Genomic DNA, 23247 nt, shown 5'->3' on the forward strand with positions numbered 1-23247 from the left:
AATGAGCGCAGAAAACGAATTCCGCAGAATCTCCGTTTACGGCAACACGGATTTCCGCCCCGTCGGACCGACCGCGAACCAGGTCCCTCCGAGCCCCTGACCGTTTGCGTCCCCCGCCCTGCTGTCGCCCGAGTAGCGGTAGACGGGCCGGCCGCCGACCGTCAGCTGCACCGATCCGTCGTCCCGTCGGATCGCGCCCACCTGCTTCTCCTCCACTCCGGCCAGGTAGACGTTGCCGCCCTCCTCGATCGTCACGGGCGGCCAGGTGGTGGCGCACTCGCCGACGCACGTCGACTTGGACGGTTCGGCCGGGTCCTTGTCGAACCGGTACAGGGTCGCCTGGTTGATGTTGATCAGATGGGTGCCGAGCGCGGGCGACTGCACCGCGGCCAGCTGCACCCACCTCGGCGGCGCCTCCTGTGCCGCCTTGCCGGTGACCGTGCCGCCGGTCCCCTTGAGACCGTTGTCCGCGGCAGTGCTGTCCACCACCTGCAGGCCGGTGTTGCCGGCGGCCGGCGGCGGCGCGGACTGCTGACCGGCCGGCGGTGCCGAGGACTCCTGCCGGGACGGGACGGATGCGGGAGTGTCCGAGGAACTGCCCACCGAAACGGTCTTGCCGCAGCCGGTGGCCAGCGACAGTCCGCACAGGACGAGAGCGGTGAGCGTGGCCCGGGTGAACGGGCCATGTGTCGTGGTGCTGTTGAGAATCACATCGCCATCACGAGACGGACGGCCGAAAGGTTCACACATCTGTGCCGAACGTTCCGGGGCTCCGCATCGTGTTCCCGGCGAGGCAGAGCATGCGACCCGACCAGCGGCAGGACTGTGATGGCTGACATTTTCATACCCGGCACGGAACTCGACGAGGTCCGTCGGTCCCTCGGAACCGTCATGGACAACATCGACACTGGCAACGCCGGCATCGACTTCGAGCGCGCGCTGGGCTCCCCGCTCGTCGACGCGGCGCGCAACTTCGAGAACCGGTGGGTCGACGGCCGTACCCAGGTCCGGCGAGAGGCGAAGGGCATCAGGGACGCCGCCGAGGACATCAACGACCAGTTCACCCAGACGGACAACGATGCCGCCGCGAACCTTGGAGCGCCCCGATGAACGCCCCTGATCGCTTCGTCCTCCAGGTGCCCGAGTCCTGGCCGGACGCGGACCTCAGCGGGGAGTCACTGACCGAGATGCGCGCCGCCGCACTGGCGCGCACGGACGACCCCCGGCAGAAGGCGGCCATCAACGACATGTTCCGGCAGGGCCGCGAACTGGTGCGCGCCGCACGGAGCCACGGCGCGCTCTACGGGGCCGGCACGGTCACCCTCTTCGACGAGGGCGTGTTCATGGCCAACGTCATGGTCTTCGCCGTGAGTGCCCCCGCGGGCCGGGAGCTGAACCTGGCCACCCTGTCCGCCCAGTTGGGCGGGCCGGCCGCCAGGGGGAAGGCACTGTCGGACCGGGTCGTCACCTCGGTCGAGATCCCCGAGGTGGGGACTGCGGCTCGGGTGACAGCCGTGGAGGAGGTGTCGCTGACCGCCGACGTCAAGATGAAGGTACTCACGATGCATACGGTGATCCCGGTCCCCACCGCGCCGAGGAACTATCTGTTGGTGTCCTGCAGCAGCCCCAACCTGCCCCTCAGGGCTGACGTGTACGACCTCTTCGACGCCATCACCCACACGTTCCGCTATGTGCACTCCGCGGAGAAGCCGGCGGCCGTGTGAAGCGAGGCCCGGGGACGGGGACGGGGACCTGCGAGCAGGGGCTGCGCGGAGAGCGCACGAGGAGGGGGCGGAGGCCGACGGGCCTCCGCCCCTCATCATCGTCGCTCAACGTCCGCGTCAGTCCTCGGGACGTGTGGCCGGAACCTGTACAGCGGTCAGAGTGCCGTCTCCGAGATGGAGCAGCCCGCGTCCCGCCTGCGGAGCGCCGCCGATGAGCCCGCGGGTGAGCCGGACGCCGACGACATCGCCGTCGCTCAGATTCTGCGGAGAGAGCAGCATGCCGGACCTGTTCCGCTTCACCTGCCCCACCCAACCGGCGAGACTCAGGGACAGTGATTCGGCGTTGCCTGCCACGACCAACCCCCAGCCGGCCCCCGCTCCGCCGCGCGCCAGCAACCCCAGATCCGGGTCGATCTCCGCTCCCATGAAGAGTTCGGCGTCGTCCACCAGTATCACCGCGGTCTCCTGAGGGACGCTTCCGAGCGTCTCGCGGAACACGGCGGTCGACACATCCGCGTCGGTGAGAACGGCGACGACACCCGGGCGCCCCGCCAGCTCACGCAACGGTGACCTGCGCGGAGCGAGCACGACGACACCGCCGCCGGCCGCCAGGACAGAACATGCCACGCTCAGCAGAGCGGTGCTGCGGCCGGTGCGCGGTGGCCCGGCGATGGCGAACGTGGGCACGTTCGCCAGATCGGGGCCCATGGAGACGAGACTGTCCCCGCCGACCGCGACCAGGGGACGCAGCGGACCTCCCGCGGTGTGCAGCGCCTTCGCGTCGGCGTACGGGATGCGGTCGGGCAGTACGTCCAGCCGCGGCGGGCGGCGGGTGTCGGGAACCTCCGCCTCCCGCAGGGCCAGAGCGGCTCCCAGTTCCGTGAGCACCTGGGCCTGCGCGGTGCCGGCCAGGTCCGTCGACAGTACGGCGATCTGCACCTCGCTCAGATCCTGGGCCCGCAGCGCTCTGCCCGGCGCCGGATCCGTGGGTGCCGACCGGGACGGAATGCCCACCGTGCCGTAGTCCGAGCGGTCGTTGAGCCGCAGGACGAGCTTGTCCTCGGTCGTTCCGGCGAAACGGCCGCTGCCCAGCACCCGGTCACCTGCCAGCACCACGTGGATGCCCGCGCCCGCCCCGTCCCTGAGGAGCTTGAGCATGCGCTCCAGGAAGCTGCCGTTGTCGAACGTGGCGAACTCGCGCTCGAAGACCTCGAACCGGTCCACCAGCACCACGATGTGCGGCAGCCGTTCGTCCGCGGGTGCCATGCTCCGCAATTCGGCGAGGTCGGCGGTCCCGCGCGCACCCAGCAGCGTCTGACGCGAGGTGAGTTCGGCGACGAGCCGGTCGAGCAGCCGGTTGAGCCGCTCGGTCTGTTTGCGATCCACGACGGCGCCACAGTGCGGCAGCGCGGTCAACGCGTTCAGTGCGCCGTTGCCGCAGTCGATGCCGTACAGGTGGACGTCCTCAACCCCGTGCGCCTGGGCCAGCGCCGCCGACAGCGTACGCAGCGCCTGTGAGCGACCGCTGCGGGCGGAGCCGACGATGTGCAGGTGGCCCGCCCGGTCGAGGTCGAACACCAGCGGACTACGGCTCTGCTCGGCCGGCAGATCCACCAGACCGTAGGCGACGACGGGCAGCGACGCCTCGCGGACGGTGACCGGCTCGGGAGACTGCGCGGGTGTCCAGGCGAGGACGTCCGGCAGCGCCGGCAGCCAGGGGCTGGGCTGCCGTGCCACCTCCGCGAGACGCGCCGCCTGGACGATCGCCGAGGTCAGCGTGGAGAGATCCGTGACGGCGGAGACGTTCTCGGCGGAGCCGGGCCGGCGGACCACCGGCCCGCCCAGCTCCTGCCAGCTCACCGTGCGGGCCCGCACCGGTACCTCGGTGTCCGCCACCGCTGCCGCCGCGGGACTTCGGCCGCCCACCCGGGCCGCCTGGAACGGCAGCAGGGCCGAAGGGCCCAGCCGGGCATAGGCGCGCCCGGGCGTGGCGGAGGAGATCTCACCCGCCTCGGGGGCGTCGATGATGTCCCGGCTCTCGCCGGTGTCCGTGGTGCGCAGTGCGATCCGCAGGTTGGTGTTGGCCCGGATGTCGGCGGTGACGGCACCGCTGGGCCGCTGCGTGGCCAGGATCAGATGGATGCCCAGGGACCGTCCCCGCTGCGCGATGTTGACCAGCCCCGAGATGAAGTCGGGGAGTTCGCGCGCCATGGAGGCGAACTCGTCGATGACGAGCAGGAGCCGCGGCAGGGGCGGCAGCACGTCCCCGCCCCTGGCCCGCTTGTCGAGATAGTCCTCGATGTCCTTCGCCGCCGCTTCCGACAGGAGCGACTCCCGGCGGCGCAGCTCCGCTCCCAGCGAGACCAGAGCCCGTTCGACCAGATGGGTGTCCAGGTCGGTCACCATGCCGACGGTGTGGGGCAGCTCCGCGCACTCGGCGAACGCGCTGCCGCCCTTGTAGTCCACGAGGACGAATGTCATCTCGTCGGGCCGGTTGACGACGGCGAGCGTGGCTACGAGGGTCTGCAGCAGCTCCGACTTGCCCGAACCGGTGGTGCCCGCCACCAGACCGTGCGGGCCGTCCCGCACCAGGTCCACGGCGAAGTCGCCGTCGTAGCCGGTGCCCATGACCGCACGGGTGCTGCGTCCCGACAGCGCCCAGCCGGCGGCCACGGCCTCCGCCGTCGGCGGTTCGAGGCCCAGGAGATCGAGCAGCCGGACGGCGCCGGGAAGCACGCTCTCGTCGGAGTCGCCCACGCCCCGCAACGGCGCGAGGGCCCGGCCCAGCCGGTCGTACCAGCCAGGATCGGGAACGTCGGTACGTACGTCCTCCAGCGCCGCGCCCCCGCCGGTGCGCACCCGGGAACCACCGTCGGGCCCGGCGGGCAGCACCACGACGGCGCCGCACTCCTCGGGCAGCAGACGCTCCTCCCGGTCCATGCAGATCGTGTGCACCCCCACCGACGGGCCGTCGCGCAGCAGAGCGACCACTCCCGGCAGGGAGCGGGCCCGACGGGCCTGATCCAGGATCACCAGGACGTCGGGCAGTCCGGCCACCCCACCACGCTGCCGCTCGGGCCCGGCGGCGAGACGGGACGCGACGATCTGGCCGAGTTCGCCGATGCGCCGGGCCAGCGAGTCGGCGGTGGATCCCACCAGCGCGTACGTGTCCTCGGACTGCGGTCGGCAGTGCGGCAGCCAGCGCGTCCAGGCCCAGTCGCCCTCGGCGTCGGAGCCGGCCAGCACGACGATCCGCAGGTCCGACGGACTGTGCAGGGTCGCGGCCTGTGCCGCCAGCCAGCCGGCGAGCCGACCGGAGCCTGGACCGGCGATGCCCGCCACTCCGGCACGTCTCAGGGGCACGGTGACCGGGACCTGGTTCAGGCCGGGCACCGTCGTGCGGCGGTGTTCGTCCTGTGTCGGATCCTCCACGCTCACGGAGGAGGGGATGTCGGCGGTACCTACCCGGAGGGTGAGGAAGTCCGCGTTCTGCCAGCGCCGTTCCCAGAGTCGTTCCGAGGGCTGGGAAGCCATCTGGAGCAGTGCGGCCGGATCCGGGTGCGCCGCCCTGAGGCTGCGCTGTTCCTCGCGTACGGCGTCCTCGATGTCCGAACGCAGTCGGTCCATCGTGCGCTGGTGTTCCGCGAATTGCTCCTGGTACTTGAGCATCGCCTGCTTGCGGCCGCCGAACTGGGTGACCAGGGCGGCGATCGGTGACAGCAGCGCCAGGAAGACGAAGGTCCAGCGCCCCGTGACGAAGATGGCGATGACGGCGCTTCCCGCGGGCAGCAGCAGGATCGGCAGCAGAGGAATCGGGCGCTTGTCGGGTTTCACGGGTGGTGTCGGCAGGCGGAAACGGGCGTTGCCGAGTGTGGGCAGGAAGCGGGGAGGCCGGTTGAATTCCAGTCCCAGGCCGTCATCGGACGGTGTCAGTGGCGCTTTGGCCGATGTCCTCGAACTCAGTTCCAGAAGGACGTCTCCGACGGTCAGTTGGCTGCCGGCCCGCCAGGCCGCCTCATCGCTCAGCGGTCGGCCGTCCAGCTGTGCGGCCTCACCGGGGGAGACGAATGCCGTGCCGTCCACCCTGACCTGGACCCGGGCGGCGAAGGCGGGTACCGAGGAAGCCAGCCGGATGCGGCAGTTCGGCGCGCTGCCCAGGTCGTACTCGCCCGGCGTCAGACGGAAGACGGTGCCGGCCCCCGGCCCCGAGACCAGGCGCAGTTCCGTCATGCCCTCGGGCTCTGGCGCCCAGGGAGGGGGCGCGCCGAGACCGAGGTCCATGCCGTCGCGTATCCCCGCGGCCTGCAGGGTCAGGTCCGGGTCGACGGGTTCGGCTCCCGCGTAGAGGGCGGGGCCGGTGTCCCACCCTCCGTCAGCACCGTCTTGCTCGACCACACGGGCGAGTTCCGCCGCGAGCCGGCCCGTCCGGGCGGAGGGTTCGGTGTCGACGACGACAGGGATGGACACCCCCTCGTCCTGGGGGTCACGGACGCTGACGTTCAATCGCACGGTGATCGATGTCCTTCCACACGGGGGTGACGACGGTGTGACGGGGAGCGCGAACGGGGTTATGGGGTTACGTGAGACCTCAGCCCAGGTTGGAACCGAGCTGCTCGTCGGTCTGCGAGAAGGCGTCACCGACGGCCTTGACGTACTGGCTGATCCCCTGAAGTCCCTGGTTCACCTGCTCGAAGCCCTTGGCGAACTCGTCGAAGAAGGGCTGGAACTTCTGCTGTGCGGCAGGAGTGCTGTAGCCCTGGGCCAGCAGTTGGGTGATCTTGCCGCGCACCTCGGTCAGCTTGTCCTGCAGCGAGGAGAAGTCGTTGAGGAGGGAGGCCGAGGCAGCAGCGGTCTCGTCCGAGTTGACGGCGAAGTTGGGCATGGGAGTGCTCCTTGCGTGTGGGTGGGAAACCCGCCCAGAAAGTGGGCGGAAAGTTTTGGTCCTGCGTCCTGCGCCCCGTGTCCGGTGGCTCTAGGCGCCGGACGGGTCCGGCCGGTCGGTGACGGGCGAGGTGGGTGCTGTGGTGAACCCGTCCGTCGTCGGCGAGGTGGGTGCTGTGACGAACCCGTCCGTCGTCGGCGACGAAGGAGCGGTGGCGAACCCGTCGGTGGAATCGGTGGAATCGGCCGAGGTCGGGGAGGGAGGCAGCGGCCCGTTCTCGGGAGAGGGACGTGAGCTCCCGGGCGACGTCGGCGTCTGCGGGCCGTCCGCCGGCACGGGGGAGTCCTGGTGTGTCGGGGCCGGAGAGGCGGGCCGGTCGGCCGGGGGACCACCGTCGCTCACCGAAGGCCGCAGGCTCGACGGCGGGGGCGGTGGGAGCGGTGAGGACGGCGGGGGCGGTGGGAGCGGTGAGGACGGCGGGGGCGGTGGGAGCGGTGAGGACGGTCCGGGCTCGGATGGAGTCCTCTGGTCCACGAGCCGGTCCGCTCTTGCCTCCAGACCTCTGTGTGCCGCCGGGCCGGGCGACTTCGGGACGAAGTTGGCCGCCTCGCCCACCACAGCATCCTTCAACGACATGCCCTCGCCGACCGCCACGCCCACCTTGGCCGCCGATTCCGCCCCGGCCGGGACGAGGGCCTCAGCCTGTTCCTTGAGTCCGGCCTTGAAGCGCTCTCCGAGCGAAAGCGAAGGAGTACGCCCGGCCGGGGCGGCGGGCACGTCGTCCAGGGGTCGGGGAGTCGTTCGCGGAGTCACGGGCGGGACCGCCGCCGGGGGAGCGTTCGCTGCCGGGGGAGAGTCCGGCGCCGTCGCGCGAGGAGTCGCCCGGTCGCCCCGGTTTCGTAGCGCACCGCCTGTTCGGATGAGGCCGCCGGCCGCCGCCCCCGCCGCGGCACCGGCCAGGATGTTGCCGGCAGTGATCTTGTCGTGGTTGGCAGCCTTGACCAGGACCTCGGTGACGGCACCCACAGCGAACTTTCCGACGACCTCCCCTCCGATCCGTGCCGCTGTGCTGCCGAGCAGGGCACCGCCGACGCGCGTCGCGGCGAAGGCGTCTTTGAACCCCGTGAAGGAGCCACCGGCCTTGGTGATGAGGCCGCCGATCTTCTTGCTCAGCGCCGGTGCCACCCTGGTCAGCGCGGCTCCCCCCACCTTGAACACGGCGGCGCCCGGTATCAGGGCGACGATCCCGATGAGGAGGTCGCCCAGTTTGAGAGCGCCGGTCTGCGCCGCCACGATCTGATTGAAGATGAACGTCCCGAGCCCCAGGAGGAAGCCGACCACGGGAAAGAAGATCGACGTCACCGCGATGACGATGGACAGCAGGATCTGGACGAACGGGAAGTCCTGAAAGAAGTCGGCGACCTTCTTGAAGAAGTCACGCTCCGGGATGGCCGCGCCGGCTGCTTCGTCAAGCGTGTCCTGAGCCTTGGACGAAGCCGCTTGGCGCAGAGTACGGGCGTCCTCGGCCAGTCGTTTCGCCGAGTTGAGCGCGTCCTGGGCGGCGGACACCCGGTCCCGCTGCTGTGTCGCGGCTGCCCGTTGCTCCGGGGTGGGGTCCGTGGGCAGCTCCGGGAGCACGCGGTTCGCGGTGTCGGCGACCGTCTGTGCCTCGTTCATCGCCCGGTCGACCATCGCCTGACTTTCCGTCAACGCGGCGGCGTAGGCCTTGTACGCCTCGGCGGCGGTGAGGAAGGACTTCTGGGTCCTGCGCATCTTGCCGGGCAGGTCCTTGAGTTTGTTCTGCAGGGCGGCCATGGCGTCGCCGGTGCCCTTCTCCACCGCGCCGCCCTCGCTCAGGTGCCGGGCCGCGAGTTCGGCCTTCTCGCCGATGTCGCGATAGCGGCCTTCCAAGCGGCCTATCTCGTCGGGATCCCCGGGCGTCGGGTCCTCGGACATGCCGAGTACCTCGAAGCCGGAAACGTGCTGTCGTGCCACGGCATCTCCCGGGAGCTTGGCTGCTGGTCGGCAGGTACACGAGACAGCCGTCCGAGTGGTTCACCCGTGCCCCGGTCCTTCGCCGCCGGTCGTCTGCCGTCGGGCCGTCGCCGCCGCGGCGAGGGAGGGGACGGAGTCGCATGCGAACCTTTCCCGCGGCGGTCCCGTGTACCCCGTGACATGCGCCCGTGCCCAGCCGCCCTCATCCGACACGACGGCCGCGGACAGCGCAGACACGTACACCGGGAGACACGGATGGATCGATCATGATGGACTCAGCGGACAGGAACGGATCCGGCCGACCACGGGTCGTGCGGCGGGCACTGTTCACCCACGGCGCGGCGGCACTGCTGATCGTTCTCGCCCTCGCCACGGCCTTGGCCTCGGCGGTGACCGGCCGGGCGGCCGCCGCGGACGGGGACACCGTCAAGGTGTTCGTCGTGCAGACCGCCGGTGGCGACACCTTGGAGTCGATTGCCGCCCGCACTCTCGGCAGTTCCTCCAGGGCCGAGGAGATCTTCGACCTCAACCGCGGCCTCGCCCAGCCCGACGGAGGAGCGCTCACCACACAGGGCGACGCGCTCCGCACCGGCTGGATTCTCAGGCTTCCCGAGGACGCCGCAGGACCGGACGTGCAGTTGGCACAGGAGACCGGGGCCGGATCGGAGACGGTTTCACCCGCCACCCCACCACAGCAGGCGGCCCCCGGCGACACGGCAGGACAGCCTGATTCCGCCACCGTCGTCGTGCCGTTGCCGGCTCTCCTGGCCGTCGCCGGAGCGGTGTTGCTGGCACTGGTCACCGCCGCCATTCTCGCCAGGAAGCGGGTGCGGAGCACTTGGAGGGCGTTTCTCCGTCAGCTGCGCAGGCTGGGCGAACCCGCTCGCCGTCGCCGTGGCCTGCGTCAACGTGTGGCACTCTCCGCCAGGTTCTCCGTCGACGCCGATCCGGTCCGGCGGGCCTATGCCGTGTTGGGGGAGTTCGCCGGTTCGGGGAGCCGCCCGGAGACAGCCGTGCACGCGGTGCGTGTGGATGCTGCCGGGGCGACGGTGTGGCTCGAAGCATCAGCCGGGGTCCCTGCGTCCTGGCAGCAGCTCGACTCGGCCCGTTGGCGCCGCCAGGCGGCTGACTGGCTCGGCCGAGGAGCCGACACGACGACCACGGCTCGCACGGCTTCTCTCGACGGTTCGGCCTGCCTGGTGAGAGTCGGCATCGATGAGGAGGGTGCTCCTCTGCTGGTGGATCTCAGTCGGCTGGACGGTGTTCTGAGTGTCACCGGAGATGCCGAGGTCGGCCGGGCTGTCGTGAGCGGTCTGCTGGCGGAACTCGCCCGCAGCCGTCCCGAGATCCCGGTGACCTTGAGGCAGGGAGCGGAAGGGGGAGCGGGATTCGCCCTGCCCGCCGGGCTGCGTGAGCCCACGGAGTCGGACAGACACCGCTCCCCCGGCGACGTGCGTGGTGCGGGCACGGTCCGCGCGGGTGCGGTGCGGCGCCCTGTGCGTGGAGTCGTGGTGGTCGCGGGCACCCCCACCCGGCACGAGACCGCGGAGCTCCTCGAACTGTGCGGTCCGGGAGGCGCCGGGTGGACGGGCCTGGTGTGCGGAGACCTGCCTGACGCTCGATGGCGTTGGCATGCCGAAGCCGAGGGATCGGTTGAACTCCCGCTCCTCGGGGTGAAGGTCACCGCACCTGCGTGACCCTGCCCCCCCCCGCCGCCCGGAGGGACGACACTCGCGGTCGGGGCGCGTCCCACCCCAGGGACGCCCTACGCGGGGCTGTGGGCGGGGAACCGCTGTCTGAGCCTGGTGAGGGCGTAGTGCTGACGGGACTTCACGGTGCCCGTCGGAACTCCCATCAGCTGGGCGGTTTCCCGGACCGTACGACCGCAGAGGTAGGTGTGGAACAGCACCTCCCGGTGTTCCAGGGGCAGTCGGCGCATCAGGGCGGTGGTCTCGATCGAGGCCACCACGGCATCGGCGTGATCGCGCTGTGCGATGTCGGTGTCCTCGGCGCCGATCAGTTCGTGGCGCGAGGCCGCACTGCGCAGCCGGTCGATGATGAGGTTGCGTGTCACGGTGATGAGCCAGCCGCGTACGGAACCGGAGCGGTACATGAGCCGGTCGATGTGGTGCCATGCCCGGATGAGGACTTCCTGGACGACGTCCTCGGCGGCGTGGCGGTCGCCGAGGAGCTTCTCCGCGTAGGCGAGTACCGCCGGCCGGTGTTCGGCCAACAAGGCCTGCACGTTGTGTTGTTGCACCTCGTCGAGCCGGGGAGAGGACGGGGCAGAGGGCGTCATGGGGCGCATCCTGAGGGGGAGGGTTGCCGTGCGGTCCGTGTGCGGTCCACGGATCAGGGCAAAGAGGCCGGTGCGTACCGCCTCACCTGTGTGATCACTCCGTCGGTGTGCGGCAGCAGGAGCCTAGAAAGACACCGGTGACCAACCAGTGCCGAGAAGGTGGATGCCACCGCAGTCCGGTGTTCACCGGTCGCCCCTCCCGCGGTTCTGCCGAGATCGAAGTCGTGTGCCAGGCCTTGCGACCCGGCGCTGTCTGCCCGGTACACGACACAGTGCGCGACTACGTTCATCCACATCACCCCTTCCTGCCCGCCGGTCGTAGCTGGGCGGGACGCATGTCGAAGATCGTCGAATGCGGCAGGGAGCGGGGACACATGACAAACCGACTGCCCCTGACGTGCTGGGCAGTCGGCGTCATGAACCGGCGGAGACAAGGGCCTCGGGGCGGGCTGCCAGGGGCGTGCCGAAAGAAGGCACGCCCCTGCTGAGGGCATTCAGGCCTGGATACCGTGCCGCTTCGACCAGTCGAGGACGTATTCGGCGACTTCGCGCCAGCCCTGGTCGATGGCCAGGGAATGGCCACGGTCCGGGAACTGCTTGAGCTCGGTAACGGCGGACGAGCCGCGGTACAGGCGGTGGGCGGAGCGGGTCACCACGTCCGGAACGGTGTGATCGGCCTGCCCTGAGATGAACAGCAGCGGACCGCGATCGGAGCGGTCCGTCGCAACCTTCGCGGGTGAGTGCCGAGCGAAGTTGGCGAAGGCTGCCTCGAAGAGCGGTCGCCCGGGCGACGGGATCGTGTATCGATCGAACAGATCGTCGGATTCGACCTGCGGCAACGCATTTCCGAAGCCATATCTGAACTGCTCGGCAGTCAGCGATACCGCTCTGCTCCGGTTCGCAGGATTCCCCAGCACCGGGAAACCGGCTCTCAACTGCGCGAAGGGAAGGGCTTTGACCCCCTTGATCTGGGCCGGATCGATGGCGACGGCGGCTCGGCCCAGCCCCTGACCGAGCAACTTCTGCGCGATCAGCCCGCCGAAGGAGTGACCGATCAGCAGCGGTTGCCGGTCCAGGCCGCGTACGACCTCGGCGTAGTGGGCGGTGACGTCGTCGATACCGAAGCCGGACACTGTCTCGGGCCGGGTTCTGGCCTCGGCCACGGTCGCGGCCTCGCCGGGCCAGCCCGGCGCGACAGGATCGAAGTCGTGCTCGGAAAACAGGTCCTGCCATGGCTGCCACGATGAGGCGTGCAACCAGAGCCCATGGATGAAGACGACAGGTACGAATGAGGCCGACACGGTCTGCTCCTGAGGCGTGGGGACGTTAACTTGCGGTGCTGCCAAGTCAGTCTTGACTGCCGTCCGTGCCTGCTGAATCCGCCAGATGACTCCTTGGGGCCGGCCACCGGAACGACCACGGGACCGGCCCCAGGGACGGGTCCCAAAGAGTGGCTGTCACTCGGTCCGGACTCGTCGTCCCCAGAAGAACCCGAGCTTCTTTGCCGAATACGACACCAAAAGATTCTTCGTGCGATGGTGCGGACCCGCGGGCCGCGACACGGAGGGCAACGAGCTCCTCCTGCTGCCCGCACTGCTGCGTACCGCTCTTGTCGCCGGCGATCATCTGGCGGGCGCTCGGCTCACATCTCTCGTGCCCCGGCTTCCGGACCGTCTCGGCGAAGCGGCTGCCGCCGTCGCGGACCGTGCGCTCAGTGGTGCCCTGATCGCCTCGCGTCCAGGAGTCGGAGGCGGGCGCGTTGCTGCCCGTCGGTCCGGCCGGCCCCATGAATGGGCGTCCCGACCGTTCCGCAGGTTGCGCAGCGGCACCTCCAGGGGAGGTCGGTGCCGGGACCAGGGCTCCAGTGGTTCCAGATCCGCCGACCTCGTGAGCGCGGCGGCCTGGCCGGGATCGACCGGCGCGTTCGGGATACCTACAATGTCGGGTTGGCTGGTGCACGACGATGCCTCCAGGCAACCCGACATCAGGCTCTAGAAAAAGCCAAGTTTCTGAGGGCTGTAGGAACAAAGAATGTTCTTCGTCTGCTGGTAGTGCTCCAGCATCATCTTGTGCGTCTCACGGCCGATGCCCGACTGCTTGTAGCCGCCGAAGGCGGCGTGTGCCGGGTACGCGTGGTAGCAGTTCGTCCAGACGCGACCCGCCTGGATCGCCCGGCCCGCGCGATACGCCGTGTTGATGTCCCGCGTCCACACGCCGGCTCCGAGGCCGTACGACGTGTCGTTGGCGATCTTGATGGCGTCGTCGAAGTCGTCGAACGAGGCCACCGAGACGACCGGACCGAAGATCTCCTCCTGGAAGATCCGCATACGGTTGTCACCCTCGAAGATCGTCGGCTGGACGTAGTAGCCGCCCTTCAACTCGCCTTCGTACTCGGCACGTTCGCCGCCCGTGAGGATCTTCGCACCCTCCTTCCGGCCGATGTCGATGTAGGAGAGGATCTTCGCGAGCTGGTCGCCGGACGCCTGCGCGCCGATCATCGTGTCCGTGTCGAGGGGGTGGCCGGGCTTGATGAGCTCGGTGCGGGCGACGGCCGCCTGGAGGAAGTCGCCGTAGTTGCCGCGCTGGATCAGCCCGCGCGAGGGACAGGTGCAGACCTCGCCCTGGTTCAGCGCGAACATGGTGAAGCCTTCGAGGGCCTTGTCGCGGAGGTCGTCGTCCTTCTCCCACACGTCGTCGAAGAAGATGTTCGGTGACTTGCCGCCGAGTTCCAGGGTGACCGGCTTCAGGTGCTCCGCCGCGTACTGCATGATCAGCCGGCCCGTGGACGTCTCGCCCGTGAAGGCGACCTTCGCCACCCGCGGGCTGGAGGCGAGTGGCTTGCCCGCCTCCAGCCCGAAGCCGTTGACGATGTTCACCACGCCCGGCGGGAGCAGGTCCCCGACCAGGCTCATCCAGTAGTGCAGCGAGGCCGGGGTCTGTTCGGCGGGCTTGATGACCACCGTGTTGCCCGCGGCGAGGGCCGGCGCGAGCTTCCAGGTGGCCATCAGGATCGGGAAGTTCCACGGGATGATCTGCGCGACGACGCCGAGCGGCTCGTGGAAGTGGTAGGCCACCGTGTCGTCGTCGACCTCGCTGAGCGAACCCTCCTGGGCCCGCACCGCGCCGGCGAAGTAGCGGAAGTGGTCGATGGCCAGCGGGATGTCCGCCGCCAGCGTCTCACGGACGGGCTTGCCGTTCTCCCAGCTCTCCGCGACCGCCAGGGGCTCCAGATGCGCCTCCATGCGGTCGGCGATCTTCAGCAGGATGTCGGAGCGCTCGGTCGCCGAGGTGCGGCCCCAGCCCGGCGCGGCCGCGTGCGCCGCGTCGAGCGCCCGCTCCACGTCCTCCTCCGTACCGCGCGCCACCTCGGTGAACGTCTCGCCGTTCACCGGGGACGGGTTGTCGAAGTACTGCCCCCGGGCCGGTGGCACGTAGGCGCCGCCGATGTAGTGGTCGTAACGCGTCTGGTAGGAGACGATCGCGCCCTCGGTGCCTGGCGCCGCGTAACGGGTCATCCTGCTCTGCCTCCCTCAGCAGCGCTGCCCGCCGTTGGGCAGCTCTCCGCGGGAGGCTAGGCAGGCGGACGTTGCATCCACGTTGCGGTGCCCGCCGGGACGCCTTGCCTGCCGACGCCTCGACGACGGACACCTCGACGACAACGCCTCGACTGCGGACGGCTCGCCCGGCCTACGGGTGCGGCCACCCGGTCGGCGCCGTCAGCTCCGACTCGAGGGACGCGAGGCGAGCCCGTGTCGCGGCCGTCGGGCGGGTCGCCGCGAGCGCCCGCCATACGTCGAGGTCGTCCTCGCCCCACGGCGCGTGCGCCCAGTCCGCCAGCAGATCGGGGTCGCCGCGGGCGATCAGCGCGGCGCGCAGGCCCTCGGCGAGGCGGCGTCTGAGCCGTGCCACCGCCGGTGCCTGCGACGACGGCAGCGGCGGCCCGGTGTACGCCGTCGCGGCCGCCGTGACCGCGCCTGCCGCCAGCCGGCGTTCGACGACGGCGACGTCCGACTCGCACGCGACGGTGAGCCGGTAGGGGCGCGAGGCCAGCAGCCCGGGGCCGAGCACCCCGCGCAGCCGGGCGAGTTCGGCCCGCAGTGTCACCGGGGGGACCGACTCGTCCTCGTACAGCGCGCACAGCAGCTCGTCGCCCGTCAGACCCTCGGGACGACGGGCCAGCAGCACCAGGATCTCGCTGTGCCGGCGGCTCAGCCTGAGGTCACGGCCGTTGGTGACCAGACGCGCCTCGTCCCTGCCCAGCACGGTCAGCCGCGGTGCGTCGACGGCGGGCCGCTCCGGGGCGAGCAGCGCCAAGTGGGCCTCCGCGGCCCGCGCGACCGCCTGCACGAAGCCCAGGCTGTGCGGATGCGCCAGGCCGTCCCCGCCCGTGATGTCCACTGCACCGAGCACCCGCCCGGTCCGCGGATCGTGCACCGGGGCGGCGGCGCACGTCCAGGGCTGCACCCGCCGGATGAAGTGCTCGGCCGCGAACACCTGCACCGGCCTGTCCAGGGCGACCGCGGTGCCCGGCGCGTTCGTCCCGACCGCGCTCTCCGCCCATCGCGCACCCGGCACGAAGTTCATCCGCCCCGCCTGCCGCCGGGTCGCCGCGTGGCCCTCGACCCACAACAGCCTCCCGTGCGCGTCGCACACCGCCAGCAGATGCTCGCCGTCGGCCGCGAACGTGCCCATCAGCTCACGGAACAACGGCATCACCCGAGCCAGCGGATGCTCGGACCGGTAGGCGCCGAGATCGCCGTCGGTCAACTCGACGCTCGCCGTGCCGTCGGGACCGACGCCGGCCCGTGCGGAACGCCGCCAGGAGTCGGCCACGACGGAGCGCACCGGCCGCGGCACGGTGCCCGCCTCGGTGAACGTCTCATGCGCCCGGCGCAGGACCCGCACCCGCTCGGCGGGGTCGGCACCCGGTTCGAGGGCCACCCAGGGATCGGTCAACTCGTCCTCCCGGAAGGCGATACGGCTGGGGACATCGTCACGCCGGGTACGCGGACCGACAACCGTTTGGACGACGTCACTCCGAAGGCGACGGTCCGGTCTGCGGTCCGGGTCTGCGGTCCGGTCCGGGTCAGGCGCGGCCGACGAGTCTCAGGTAGCGGCTCCAGTCCCAGTTCGGACCGGGATCGGTGTGATCGGTGCCCGGCACCTCGTAGTGGCCGATGATGTGCGCGCGGTCCTTCGGGATGCCGTACCGGTCGCAGACCGACGCCGTCAGCCGGGCGGACCTCTCGTAGAGGGCGTCGGTGAAGTAGGCGGGTCTGTCGACCCACCCTTCGTGCTCGATACCGATGCTGCGGGTGTTGTAGCCCCAGTTCCCCGCGTGCCAGGCGATGTCCGACTCGCGCACGCACTGCGCCACATGACCGTCCTCGGAGCGCACGACGTAGTGGGCGGACACCTTCTTGCGCGGGTTCTGAAAGACGGTCAGGGCTTTGGCGTAGAGGGTCTGCGTGACATGGATGACGACGCGGTCGACGGGATGGGTGAGGGGGCGGTTCGCCGCCGTGCGGTTGGCGTCGGCCGCGGGCCGCCACTCGGCGGACGGGAAGTCGACGGTCCGAGGCCGGGCGCCCGCCTGTGCGTAGGGCAGCAGCACGTACGGCACGGCGGCGAGGGCGGCGCCCTTCAGGATCCGTCGTCGTGCGGGGAGGGATTTCGTTCGTTCCACAGAGGTGCTGCCTTTCGGGGTCTCGGGCGTCCGGCGGGCGGTACCGGAGCGCGTACGGGGCGGCGGTCGGTCCGGTGCGCGTCCGACTCGCCGAACCCGTGATCCCGTACCGGCCGGACACTGCCGTCACCACTCGGCGGCCGTGTCCCGCACGCATTACGCTACGGCGCCGACGGGCCGGGCCGGAGGACACGCCGGGGCTCGGTGGACGAGTGCGCAACTGTGGACAACTCGCTCACCCGAACGGGGAGTTCCGGGCCCGATCCGATCGGCACCCCGGCCGCTGTGAGCGCGGATGCCGGCCACGCGACGCCCGGCCACGCGACGTCCGGCCACGCGACGTCCGGCCACGCGACGTCCGGCCACGCGACGTCCGGCCAGGGCCGTCACGCGACCGGCGAGCCGTCGGCGCCGGGCCGGGCGGCCAGGTCCACGGCCCTCCACGGCCCGTCAGTTCAGGCCCGCTCCGCCACCGCCGCGGGATCGTCCAGCACGGCCCGCACCACCGAGTGCGCGGCCCCCAGCAACGGGCCCTCGGGACCCAGCCGGGAGACGGACACCGGACGGGCGGGGCCCGCCGTACGCCGGGAGAGCTCGGCCTCGAGCGACGGCAGCAGCCACGGCGCGAGCCCGGCCAGGGCGCCACCGAGCACGACACCCTCAGGGTCCAGGAGATTGAGCGCCCCGGTGAGTGCGATGCCGAGGGCCGTTCCCGCCTCGCGCAGCGCCCGCCGTACGTCCGGGTCGCCGTCCGCGGCGCGTCCCGCGAGGAGTCCGACGCGGTCCTCGCCCGGTTCCAGCCCGGCCGCCCGCAGTACCGCCTCCTCGCCGGCGTACTGCTCCAGACAGCCGCGCCCGCCGCACCCGCACTCCGGTCCGTCCGGGTGCACCGGCACATGGCCCAGCTCACCGGCGAAGCCGCGGGTGCCGCGCAGCAGGCTGCCGTCCACGACCAGCGCGGCGCCGATGCCGATCTCCGCCGACACGTGCAGGAAGTTCCCCGGAGTGTCCGCGCCGAGCCAGAGTTCGGCCAGCCCGCCGAAGTTGGCCTCGTTGTCCACGGTCAGCGGGAACTCCCCGGGCAGCAACGCGCCGAGGTCGACGTCCTGCCAGCCGAGGTTGGGCGCGCGGACGACCGTACGGGCGTCGCGGGCGACCAGGCCGGGGACGGCCACGGCGAGTCCGGCCGGCCACAGCCCCGCGCGTTCGGCCTCGGCGACCACCCGGCGCACCAGGCCGGTCAGTTCCTCGACCACCGGTTCGGGGGAGCGGCCCCGGTTCGTGCCGTGCCGCACGGCGTGTGCCCGCACGTCGCCGCGCAGGTCGACGGCGCAGGCCGCCAGGTGATCGACGCCGATCTCGGCACCTATGCCCGCCGGACCGCGCCCGCTGACCGCCAGCGCCGAACCGGGGCGGCCCACCCGGCCCGGCCGCTCGGGGCCCAGCTCCTCGAGCAGTCCGGTGCGTATGAGTTCGTCGACGAGGGTGGAGACCGCGGCCCGGGTCAGGCCGATGCGTGAGGCGACCGCGGCGCGCGAGAGCGGCCCCTCGGCGCGGACGGCGTGCAGCACCCGGGCCAGGTTGCGGCGGCGCATGCCCTGCTGGGTGTCGGGCAGTGCGCGCCCCGGGCCGGTCGGCCGGGCCTCGTGCAGCGGTGCGGTCATGCCTCCGTCGATTCGTCGATGCTCAGTGGGCGTCCGTGCTCCGGTCCAGCAGCGGGGCCGCGTCGGAGAGTACCCCGGCGATCCTGGCGAGCGTCGCCTCGTCCCGCTCGACGGCATCGAGGACCGGACCCCGGGTGGTGTTCCAGCGGCGGGCGACGGCGGCCGGGTCCTCGCCGGTCAGCAGGCCCGCCGCCTGCGCCGCAGCCCCCAGCGCGACGAGTTCCTTGGCCTCGGGCACCTGGACCGGCCGCCCGGACAGCCGGCGCACGGTCTCCTGCCAGGCCGTGCCCCGGGCGCCGCCGCCGATCAGCAGCAGGGGAGCCGAGCGGTCCGCGTCCTCGTCGAGGACCAGGTCGAGCGCGCCGAGCAGGGAGTGCACCGCGCCGTCGTAGGCGGCCTGGAGCAGCTGGCCGGCGGTCGTGTCGTGGCGTAGACCGTGCAGGAGGCCCGAGGCGTTCGGCAGGTTCGGAGTGCGCTCGCCGTCCAGGTAGGGCAGCAGGGTGAGGTCCGCGGCGGGTTCCACGGCCTCGCGGTCCCGGCCCAGCAGGGCGGCGACGCGGTCGACGGCGAGGGTGCAGTTCAGGGTGCAGGCAAGGGGCAGCCAGTCGCCGTGCGCGTCGGCGAACCCGGCCACGGTGCCGGTGGGGTCGGTGGGACGGCGCTTGGCCACCGCGTACACCGTGCCCGACGTGCCGAGGCTCAGCACGGGCGTGCCGGGGAGCAGCCCGAGGCCCAGCGCCGCCGCGGCGTTGTCCCCGGTGCCCGGGGCGACCAGGGTGCCCTTGGCGAAGGGCAGGTCGTGACTGTCGCGTACGGTGCCCGCGACTTCCCCGGGGCGCACCACGCGGGGCAGCAGCGCCGGGTCGAGTCCCACGTGGGCGAGGATCTCCGCGTCGTACGACTCGGTCGCGGACGCCCACCAGCCGGTGCCGGAGGCGTCACCGCGGTCGGTGGTGCCCTCACCCGTGAGGCGCTCGGTGAGGTAGTCGTGGGGGAGGCGTACGGCCTTCGTGGCGCGCAGGGCCTCCGGCTCGTGCTCGGCCAGCCAGGCCCACTTCGTGACCGTGAAGGACGCGGCCGGGACGGACCCGGTGCGTTCCGCCCAGAACTTCGCTCCGCCCAGTTCCTCGGTCAGCCGACGAGCCTGCGGTGCGGAGCGTACGTCGTTCCACAGCAGCGCCGGACGCACCGGCTCACCGCGCTCGTCCAGCGTGACGAGCCCATGCTGCTGCCCACCGACCGACACCGCGGCGGCCTCGCGGGCCGCGTCGCCGCACTGGTGCAGGGCCTCGCGCAGGGCGTCCCACCACTGGCGGGGGTCGCTCTCGCGGCCGGCGCCCGAGGTCACCGTGTGCGGCGCCTGGCCGCTCGCGACGACCTGGCCGGTGGCCGCGTCGACGACCAGCGCCTTCGTGGACTGGGTGGACGTGTCCACGCCGACGACGAGCGGACCCTCGGCTGCTGACATCGGGTTCTCCCTCAAGTTTTTCCGCGGCTCTGCGGGATCTGTCTTCCCAGAGATGCGTCCGCATACTAATTTGTAAACTGCCATGACGAAATAGTCGGCGACACAGTCTTCAAGCAAGGAGCCGCACGATGAGCTACCAGCCCACCCCCGATGACAGGTTCACCTTCGGCCTGTGGACCGTCGGCTGGCAGGGAAGGGACCCGTTCGGTGACGCCACGCGGCGTGCCCTGGACCCGGTCGAGTCGGTGCAGCGCCTGGCCGAGCTGGGCGCCTACGGCGTGACCTTCCACGACGACGACCTGATCCCCTTCGGGTCCTCCGAGAGCGAGCGCGAGGAGCACATCAAGCGCTTCCGCCAGGCCCTGGACACCACCGGCATGACCGTGCCGATGGCCACCACCAACCTCTTCACGCACCCCGTCTTCAAGGACGGCGCGTTCACGGCGAACGACCGTGACGTGCGTCGCTACGCCCTGCGCAAGACGATCCGCAACATCGACCTGGCCGTCGAGCTCGGCGCGAAGATCTACGTCGCCTGGGGCGGCCGTGAGGGCGCGGAGTCCGGTGCCGCCAAGGACGTACGAGTGGCCCTCGACCGCATGAAGGAGGCCTTCGACCTCCTCGGCGAGTACGTGACCTCCCAGGGCTACGACCTGAAGTTCGCCATCGAGCCCAAGCCGAACGAGCCGCGCGGCGACATCCTGCTCCCGACCGTCGGCCACGCCCTGGCCTTCATCGAGCGCCTGGAGCGCCCGGAGCTGTACGGCGTGAACCCCGAGGTCGGCCACGAGCAGATGGCCGGGCTGAACTTCCCGCACGGCATCGCCCAGGCGCTGTGGGCGGACAAGCTCTTCCACATCGACCTCAACGGCCAGTCCGGCATCAAGTACGACCAGGACCTGCGCTTCGGCGCCGGCGATCTGCGCTCCGCGTTCTGGCTGGTCGACCTGCTGGAGAGCGCCGGTTACGCGGGCCCGAAGCACTTCGACTTCAAGCCGCCGCGCACCGAGGACCTCGACGGTGTGTGGGCCTCGGCCGCGGGCTGCATGCGCAACTACCTGATCCTCAAGGAGCGTGCGGCCGCGTTCCGCAGCGACCCGGAGGTCCAGGCGGCCCTGCGCGCCTCCCGCCTGGACGAGCTCGCCCAGGCGACCGCCGCCGACGGCCTGGAGAGCCTGCTCGCCGACCGGACCGCCTTCGAGGACTTCGACGCCGAGACGGCCGCCGCCCGCGGCATGGCCTTCGAGCACCTCGACCAGCTCGCCATGGACCACCTGCTGGGCGCCCGGGGCTGAACCGGCACGCACGCGTGTGTGCACCGATGAGCGTGCACACACGCGTGCCGTCGAACGATCGGTTCTCGCTCGGTCCGCGCTCGGTCCGCGCTCGGTCTCCGCTCGGTCCTCGCTCGGCTTCGAGCGGCGTCCGCGCGGAATACGCCGGAATCATGCGGTCCATGGCATGAGTCGGTATCAACTTCCGTGCGGGGCTCGCGCCGCGGGCGGTTCCCCGCGACGCTGGACGGCATGGCCACGCCGCCCGTACCGCCTCGACCGCCCGGACCGCCGGGCGACATGCCGCCTCCGGGCGGCTTCGGACCGCCCCGCTCCGGCTACGGACCCGACGACGGGACGGGCGGGGGCGGCTGGTCGCCGCCGCCATCGGGTCCGCCGGGCGGGTCCGGAAGGCGGAGGAACCCGCTCTTCGTCGTCCTCGCGCTGCTCGTCACCGCCGGGGCCGTGGTCGCCGTCGTGCTGATGAGAGGCGACGATTCGCCGGACAACGAGCCGAACGTCGGCAACAGCACCGGCAGCGGCGCCACCCCCACCCCTTCCTTCAGCCTTCCGGTCGAGCTGCCCAGCGGCCTGCCGACCGAACTTCCGTCGCAGCTCCCCACCCGACTGCCGAGCCGGCTGCCGACCGCCTTGCCGAGCGATCTGCCCAGCGATCTCGAGTCCCTGCTGCCGTCCCTGGAGGAGCTGCTGCCCTAGCGGCCACGCGCGTGTGGCCGCCGGTCAGCGCCACGCGCGCGGGCCGAGGTGCCGTCGCTCACACGCCGCGCGGCAGCCGCACGTAGGTGACCGTCGTCTCGATGCCGCTGTCGACGAGCCGGCCCTGCGCGTCGACAGCGCCGGCGCCGTCCGTCATCCCGAAGTCGTTGTCGTTGACGAGGGCCAACGTGGAGTGGTCCACGAGTGCGACGCCCTCGATCTTCCCGGGCACCCCGGCGACCGTGCCGAGATCGACGGCCAGCCGCTTCGCCAGCACCGGGACTCCCGAGGCCGCGGGGTCGTCCAACTGCTCCAGCGAGGGGGACGTCGTGTCGTCGTCCCAGCGGCCGCCCAGGATGTTCGCCGCCCGGCTCAGCCGTACCAGGTGCAGCCGCGCGGCCTTGTCGGTGCGCTCCTCCACGAGCAGCCGGTCGCCGCCCACGGCGACCAGCGAGGAGATCTTGAGCTCGGAGGTGTCGTCCTCGCTCGGGTCGACCACCTCGACCGGGTCGAAGCGGTACGCGTACTCTGCGGTGACGGCCTTCTTCTTCGGTGAGAAACGCAGCAGACGCGTGGTCCGCGAGCCTTCTCCCGCGTCCGTGTCCGGAAGCGACAACGGGCTCTGCACCGCCAGGACGAGGTCGCCGCCCGGGAGTTGGGCCAGCCCCTCGAAGCCGCGGTTGCTCTTCCGGTGCAGCAGGACGGCCGGCAGCGCCTCCACCACGGGGTAGTCCGTGCCCGTGAGCTTCAGCCCCTGCGGCACGTAACGCGTCAACACCTTCCCGCGCGCGGAGACGTGCACCAGCGAGGGCCCGTACTCGTCGACGAGCCAGAAACTCCCGTCCGCCGCCCGCACGATGCCTTCGGTGTCCAGCCCGTTCGGGTTGTACGGCAGGGGCGTCTGGGCGTCGTAGGAGTACGGCGCCTCGTCGCGCCCCGCCTGGTTCGACAGGCCCGTCACGGGCTTGCCCGACCTCGTGGTGACCGGGATCGCCTGGAGCACCTTCACCGTGTCCCCGGACACCCCGATGCGCACGATCGCCGGATCGAACCCGGGCACGGGGAACGTACGGCGCTTGGTGCCGCCGACCTTGATCTGCCCGTTGGGCCCGCGGTCGGTGACCGTCCAGAACTCGCCCTTGCGGCCCGCCGGATAGATGTCGCTGCCGATGCCGCCGAGGTCCACGCCCCGGTCGTCGGCCACCGTGCCGGGCAACAGCGCGTTGCTGAACGTCCCGAGCGGGATGTCGGCGAGCGTCGCGGTCCGCGTGACGTGCGCCTCCTGGGCCGGAGTGCCCGCGGCGGCCGGTCCGGCGGTGGCGAGCGCGGCCAGCACGGCGAGCGGTAGGCCCGCCGCGACGGAACGATGGACGCGGCGCCGACCGGTGGCGTGCGGGGACATCAGGCCTCCTGAGGAGAAGATGCGACAAGTTCGCTGACAGCGGCCAGGTTTGGGGCACGCGTCGAACGCCGTACGACCTCCGGATGAACGGAGGGCGTCGGCCGCCCGTCGGACCGACGCCCCGCGCGGCATCGTA

General features: G+C 71.3%; 17 protein-coding genes. 5 read left to right on the forward strand and 12 right to left on the reverse strand.

What is annotated here, in order from left to right:
• Window positions 1–36: 36 nt before the first annotated feature.
• Window positions 37–711 (reverse strand): hypothetical protein, encoded by a 675-nt coding sequence (locus OHU34_RS36570; protein WP_405770356.1) that lies wholly within the window; start codon window positions 709–711, stop codon window positions 37–39.
• Between the two features lie 117 nt (window positions 712–828).
• Between OHU34_RS36570 and OHU34_RS36575 the strand changes: the two genes are divergently transcribed.
• Both OHU34_RS36575 and OHU34_RS36580 read left to right on the forward strand, forming a co-directional pair.
• Entirely contained in the window at window positions 829–1110 is a 282-nt protein-coding gene (locus OHU34_RS36575; protein WP_142269077.1) for a hypothetical protein, read from the forward strand.
• A complete protein-coding gene (locus tag OHU34_RS36580; protein ID WP_142269076.1) occupies window positions 1107–1724 on the forward strand; it encodes a hypothetical protein in 618 nt (205 codons plus the stop codon). The genes OHU34_RS36575 and OHU34_RS36580 overlap by 4 nt, the downstream gene beginning before the upstream one ends.
• Before the next feature lie 117 nt (window positions 1725–1841).
• On the opposite strand, the gene OHU34_RS36585 is transcribed toward OHU34_RS36580, so the two are convergent.
• From OHU34_RS36585 to OHU34_RS36595, 3 genes are all read right to left on the reverse strand, one after another.
• Window positions 1842–6233, reverse strand: a complete 4392-nt coding sequence (locus OHU34_RS36585; RefSeq protein WP_405770360.1) for an FtsK/SpoIIIE domain-containing protein — start codon at window positions 6231–6233, stop codon at window positions 1842–1844.
• A gap of 79 nt (window positions 6234–6312) precedes the next feature.
• Window positions 6313–6606 (reverse strand): WXG100 family type VII secretion target, encoded by a 294-nt coding sequence (locus OHU34_RS36590; RefSeq protein WP_142269075.1) that lies wholly within the window; start codon window positions 6604–6606, stop codon window positions 6313–6315.
• Window positions 6607–6696: 90 nt separating this feature from the next.
• Window positions 6697–8601, reverse strand: a complete 1905-nt coding sequence (locus tag OHU34_RS36595; protein ID WP_405770361.1) for a hypothetical protein — start codon at window positions 8599–8601, stop codon at window positions 6697–6699.
• A gap of 266 nt (window positions 8602–8867) precedes the next feature.
• Between OHU34_RS36595 and OHU34_RS36600 the strand changes: the two genes are divergently transcribed.
• Entirely contained in the window at window positions 8868–10298 is a 1431-nt protein-coding gene (locus tag OHU34_RS36600) for a hypothetical protein (RefSeq protein ID WP_405770364.1), read from the forward strand.
• Window positions 10299–10366: 68 nt separating this feature from the next.
• On the opposite strand, the gene OHU34_RS36605 is transcribed toward OHU34_RS36600, so the two are convergent.
• The 7 genes from OHU34_RS36605 to xylB form a co-directional block, all read right to left on the reverse strand.
• Window positions 10367–10900 (reverse strand): sigma-70 family RNA polymerase sigma factor, encoded by a 534-nt coding sequence (locus OHU34_RS36605; protein ID WP_142269072.1) that lies wholly within the window; start codon window positions 10898–10900, stop codon window positions 10367–10369.
• A gap of 494 nt (window positions 10901–11394) precedes the next feature.
• Window positions 11395–12201 carry an alpha/beta hydrolase gene (locus OHU34_RS36610; protein WP_142269071.1) on the reverse strand — a complete coding sequence of 269 codons (807 nt, stop codon included), beginning with the start codon at window positions 12199–12201 and terminating at the stop codon, window positions 11395–11397.
• Window positions 12202–12891: 690 nt separating this feature from the next.
• The gene (locus tag OHU34_RS36615) at window positions 12892–14415 is read right to left on the reverse strand and encodes an aldehyde dehydrogenase family protein (RefSeq protein ID WP_142269070.1); all 1524 of its coding nucleotides are present in this window, start codon (window positions 14413–14415) and stop codon (window positions 12892–12894) included.
• Between the two features lie 172 nt (window positions 14416–14587).
• Window positions 14588–15856 (reverse strand): GAF domain-containing protein, encoded by a 1269-nt coding sequence (locus OHU34_RS36620; protein WP_142269069.1) that lies wholly within the window; start codon window positions 15854–15856, stop codon window positions 14588–14590.
• Window positions 15857–15986: 130 nt separating this feature from the next.
• Complete coding sequence (locus OHU34_RS36625) at window positions 15987–16586, reverse strand: N-acetylmuramoyl-L-alanine amidase (protein ID WP_230196838.1); 600 nt, start codon at window positions 16584–16586, stop codon at window positions 15987–15989.
• A gap of 455 nt (window positions 16587–17041) precedes the next feature.
• A complete protein-coding gene (locus OHU34_RS36630) occupies window positions 17042–18250 on the reverse strand; it encodes an ROK family transcriptional regulator (RefSeq protein ID WP_142269067.1) in 1209 nt (402 codons plus the stop codon).
• Between the two features lie 22 nt (window positions 18251–18272).
• Window positions 18273–19718: a xylulokinase gene (xylB, locus tag OHU34_RS36635; RefSeq protein ID WP_230196839.1), complete on the reverse strand. Its 1446-nt coding sequence runs from the start codon at window positions 19716–19718 to the stop codon at window positions 18273–18275.
• A 128-nt stretch (window positions 19719–19846) separates the two neighbouring features.
• Between xylB and xylA the strand changes: the two genes are divergently transcribed.
• Complete coding sequence (gene xylA, locus OHU34_RS36640; RefSeq protein ID WP_142269065.1) at window positions 19847–21013, forward strand: xylose isomerase; 1167 nt, start codon at window positions 19847–19849, stop codon at window positions 21011–21013.
• Between the two features lie 231 nt (window positions 21014–21244).
• Window positions 21245–21709: a hypothetical protein gene (locus OHU34_RS36645; protein WP_230196840.1), complete on the forward strand. Its 465-nt coding sequence runs from the start codon at window positions 21245–21247 to the stop codon at window positions 21707–21709.
• 58 nt (window positions 21710–21767) lie between these two features.
• Here the strand turns inward: OHU34_RS36645 and OHU34_RS36650 are convergent, their stop codons facing one another.
• A complete protein-coding gene (locus tag OHU34_RS36650) occupies window positions 21768–23111 on the reverse strand; it encodes an esterase-like activity of phytase family protein (protein ID WP_405770370.1) in 1344 nt (447 codons plus the stop codon).
• Between the last annotated feature and the right edge of the window lie 136 nt (window positions 23112–23247).

This window comes from Streptomyces sp. NBC_00080 (assembly GCF_045041255.1).
GTDB lineage: Bacteria > Actinomycetota > Actinomycetes > Streptomycetales > Streptomycetaceae > Streptomyces > Streptomyces coriariae.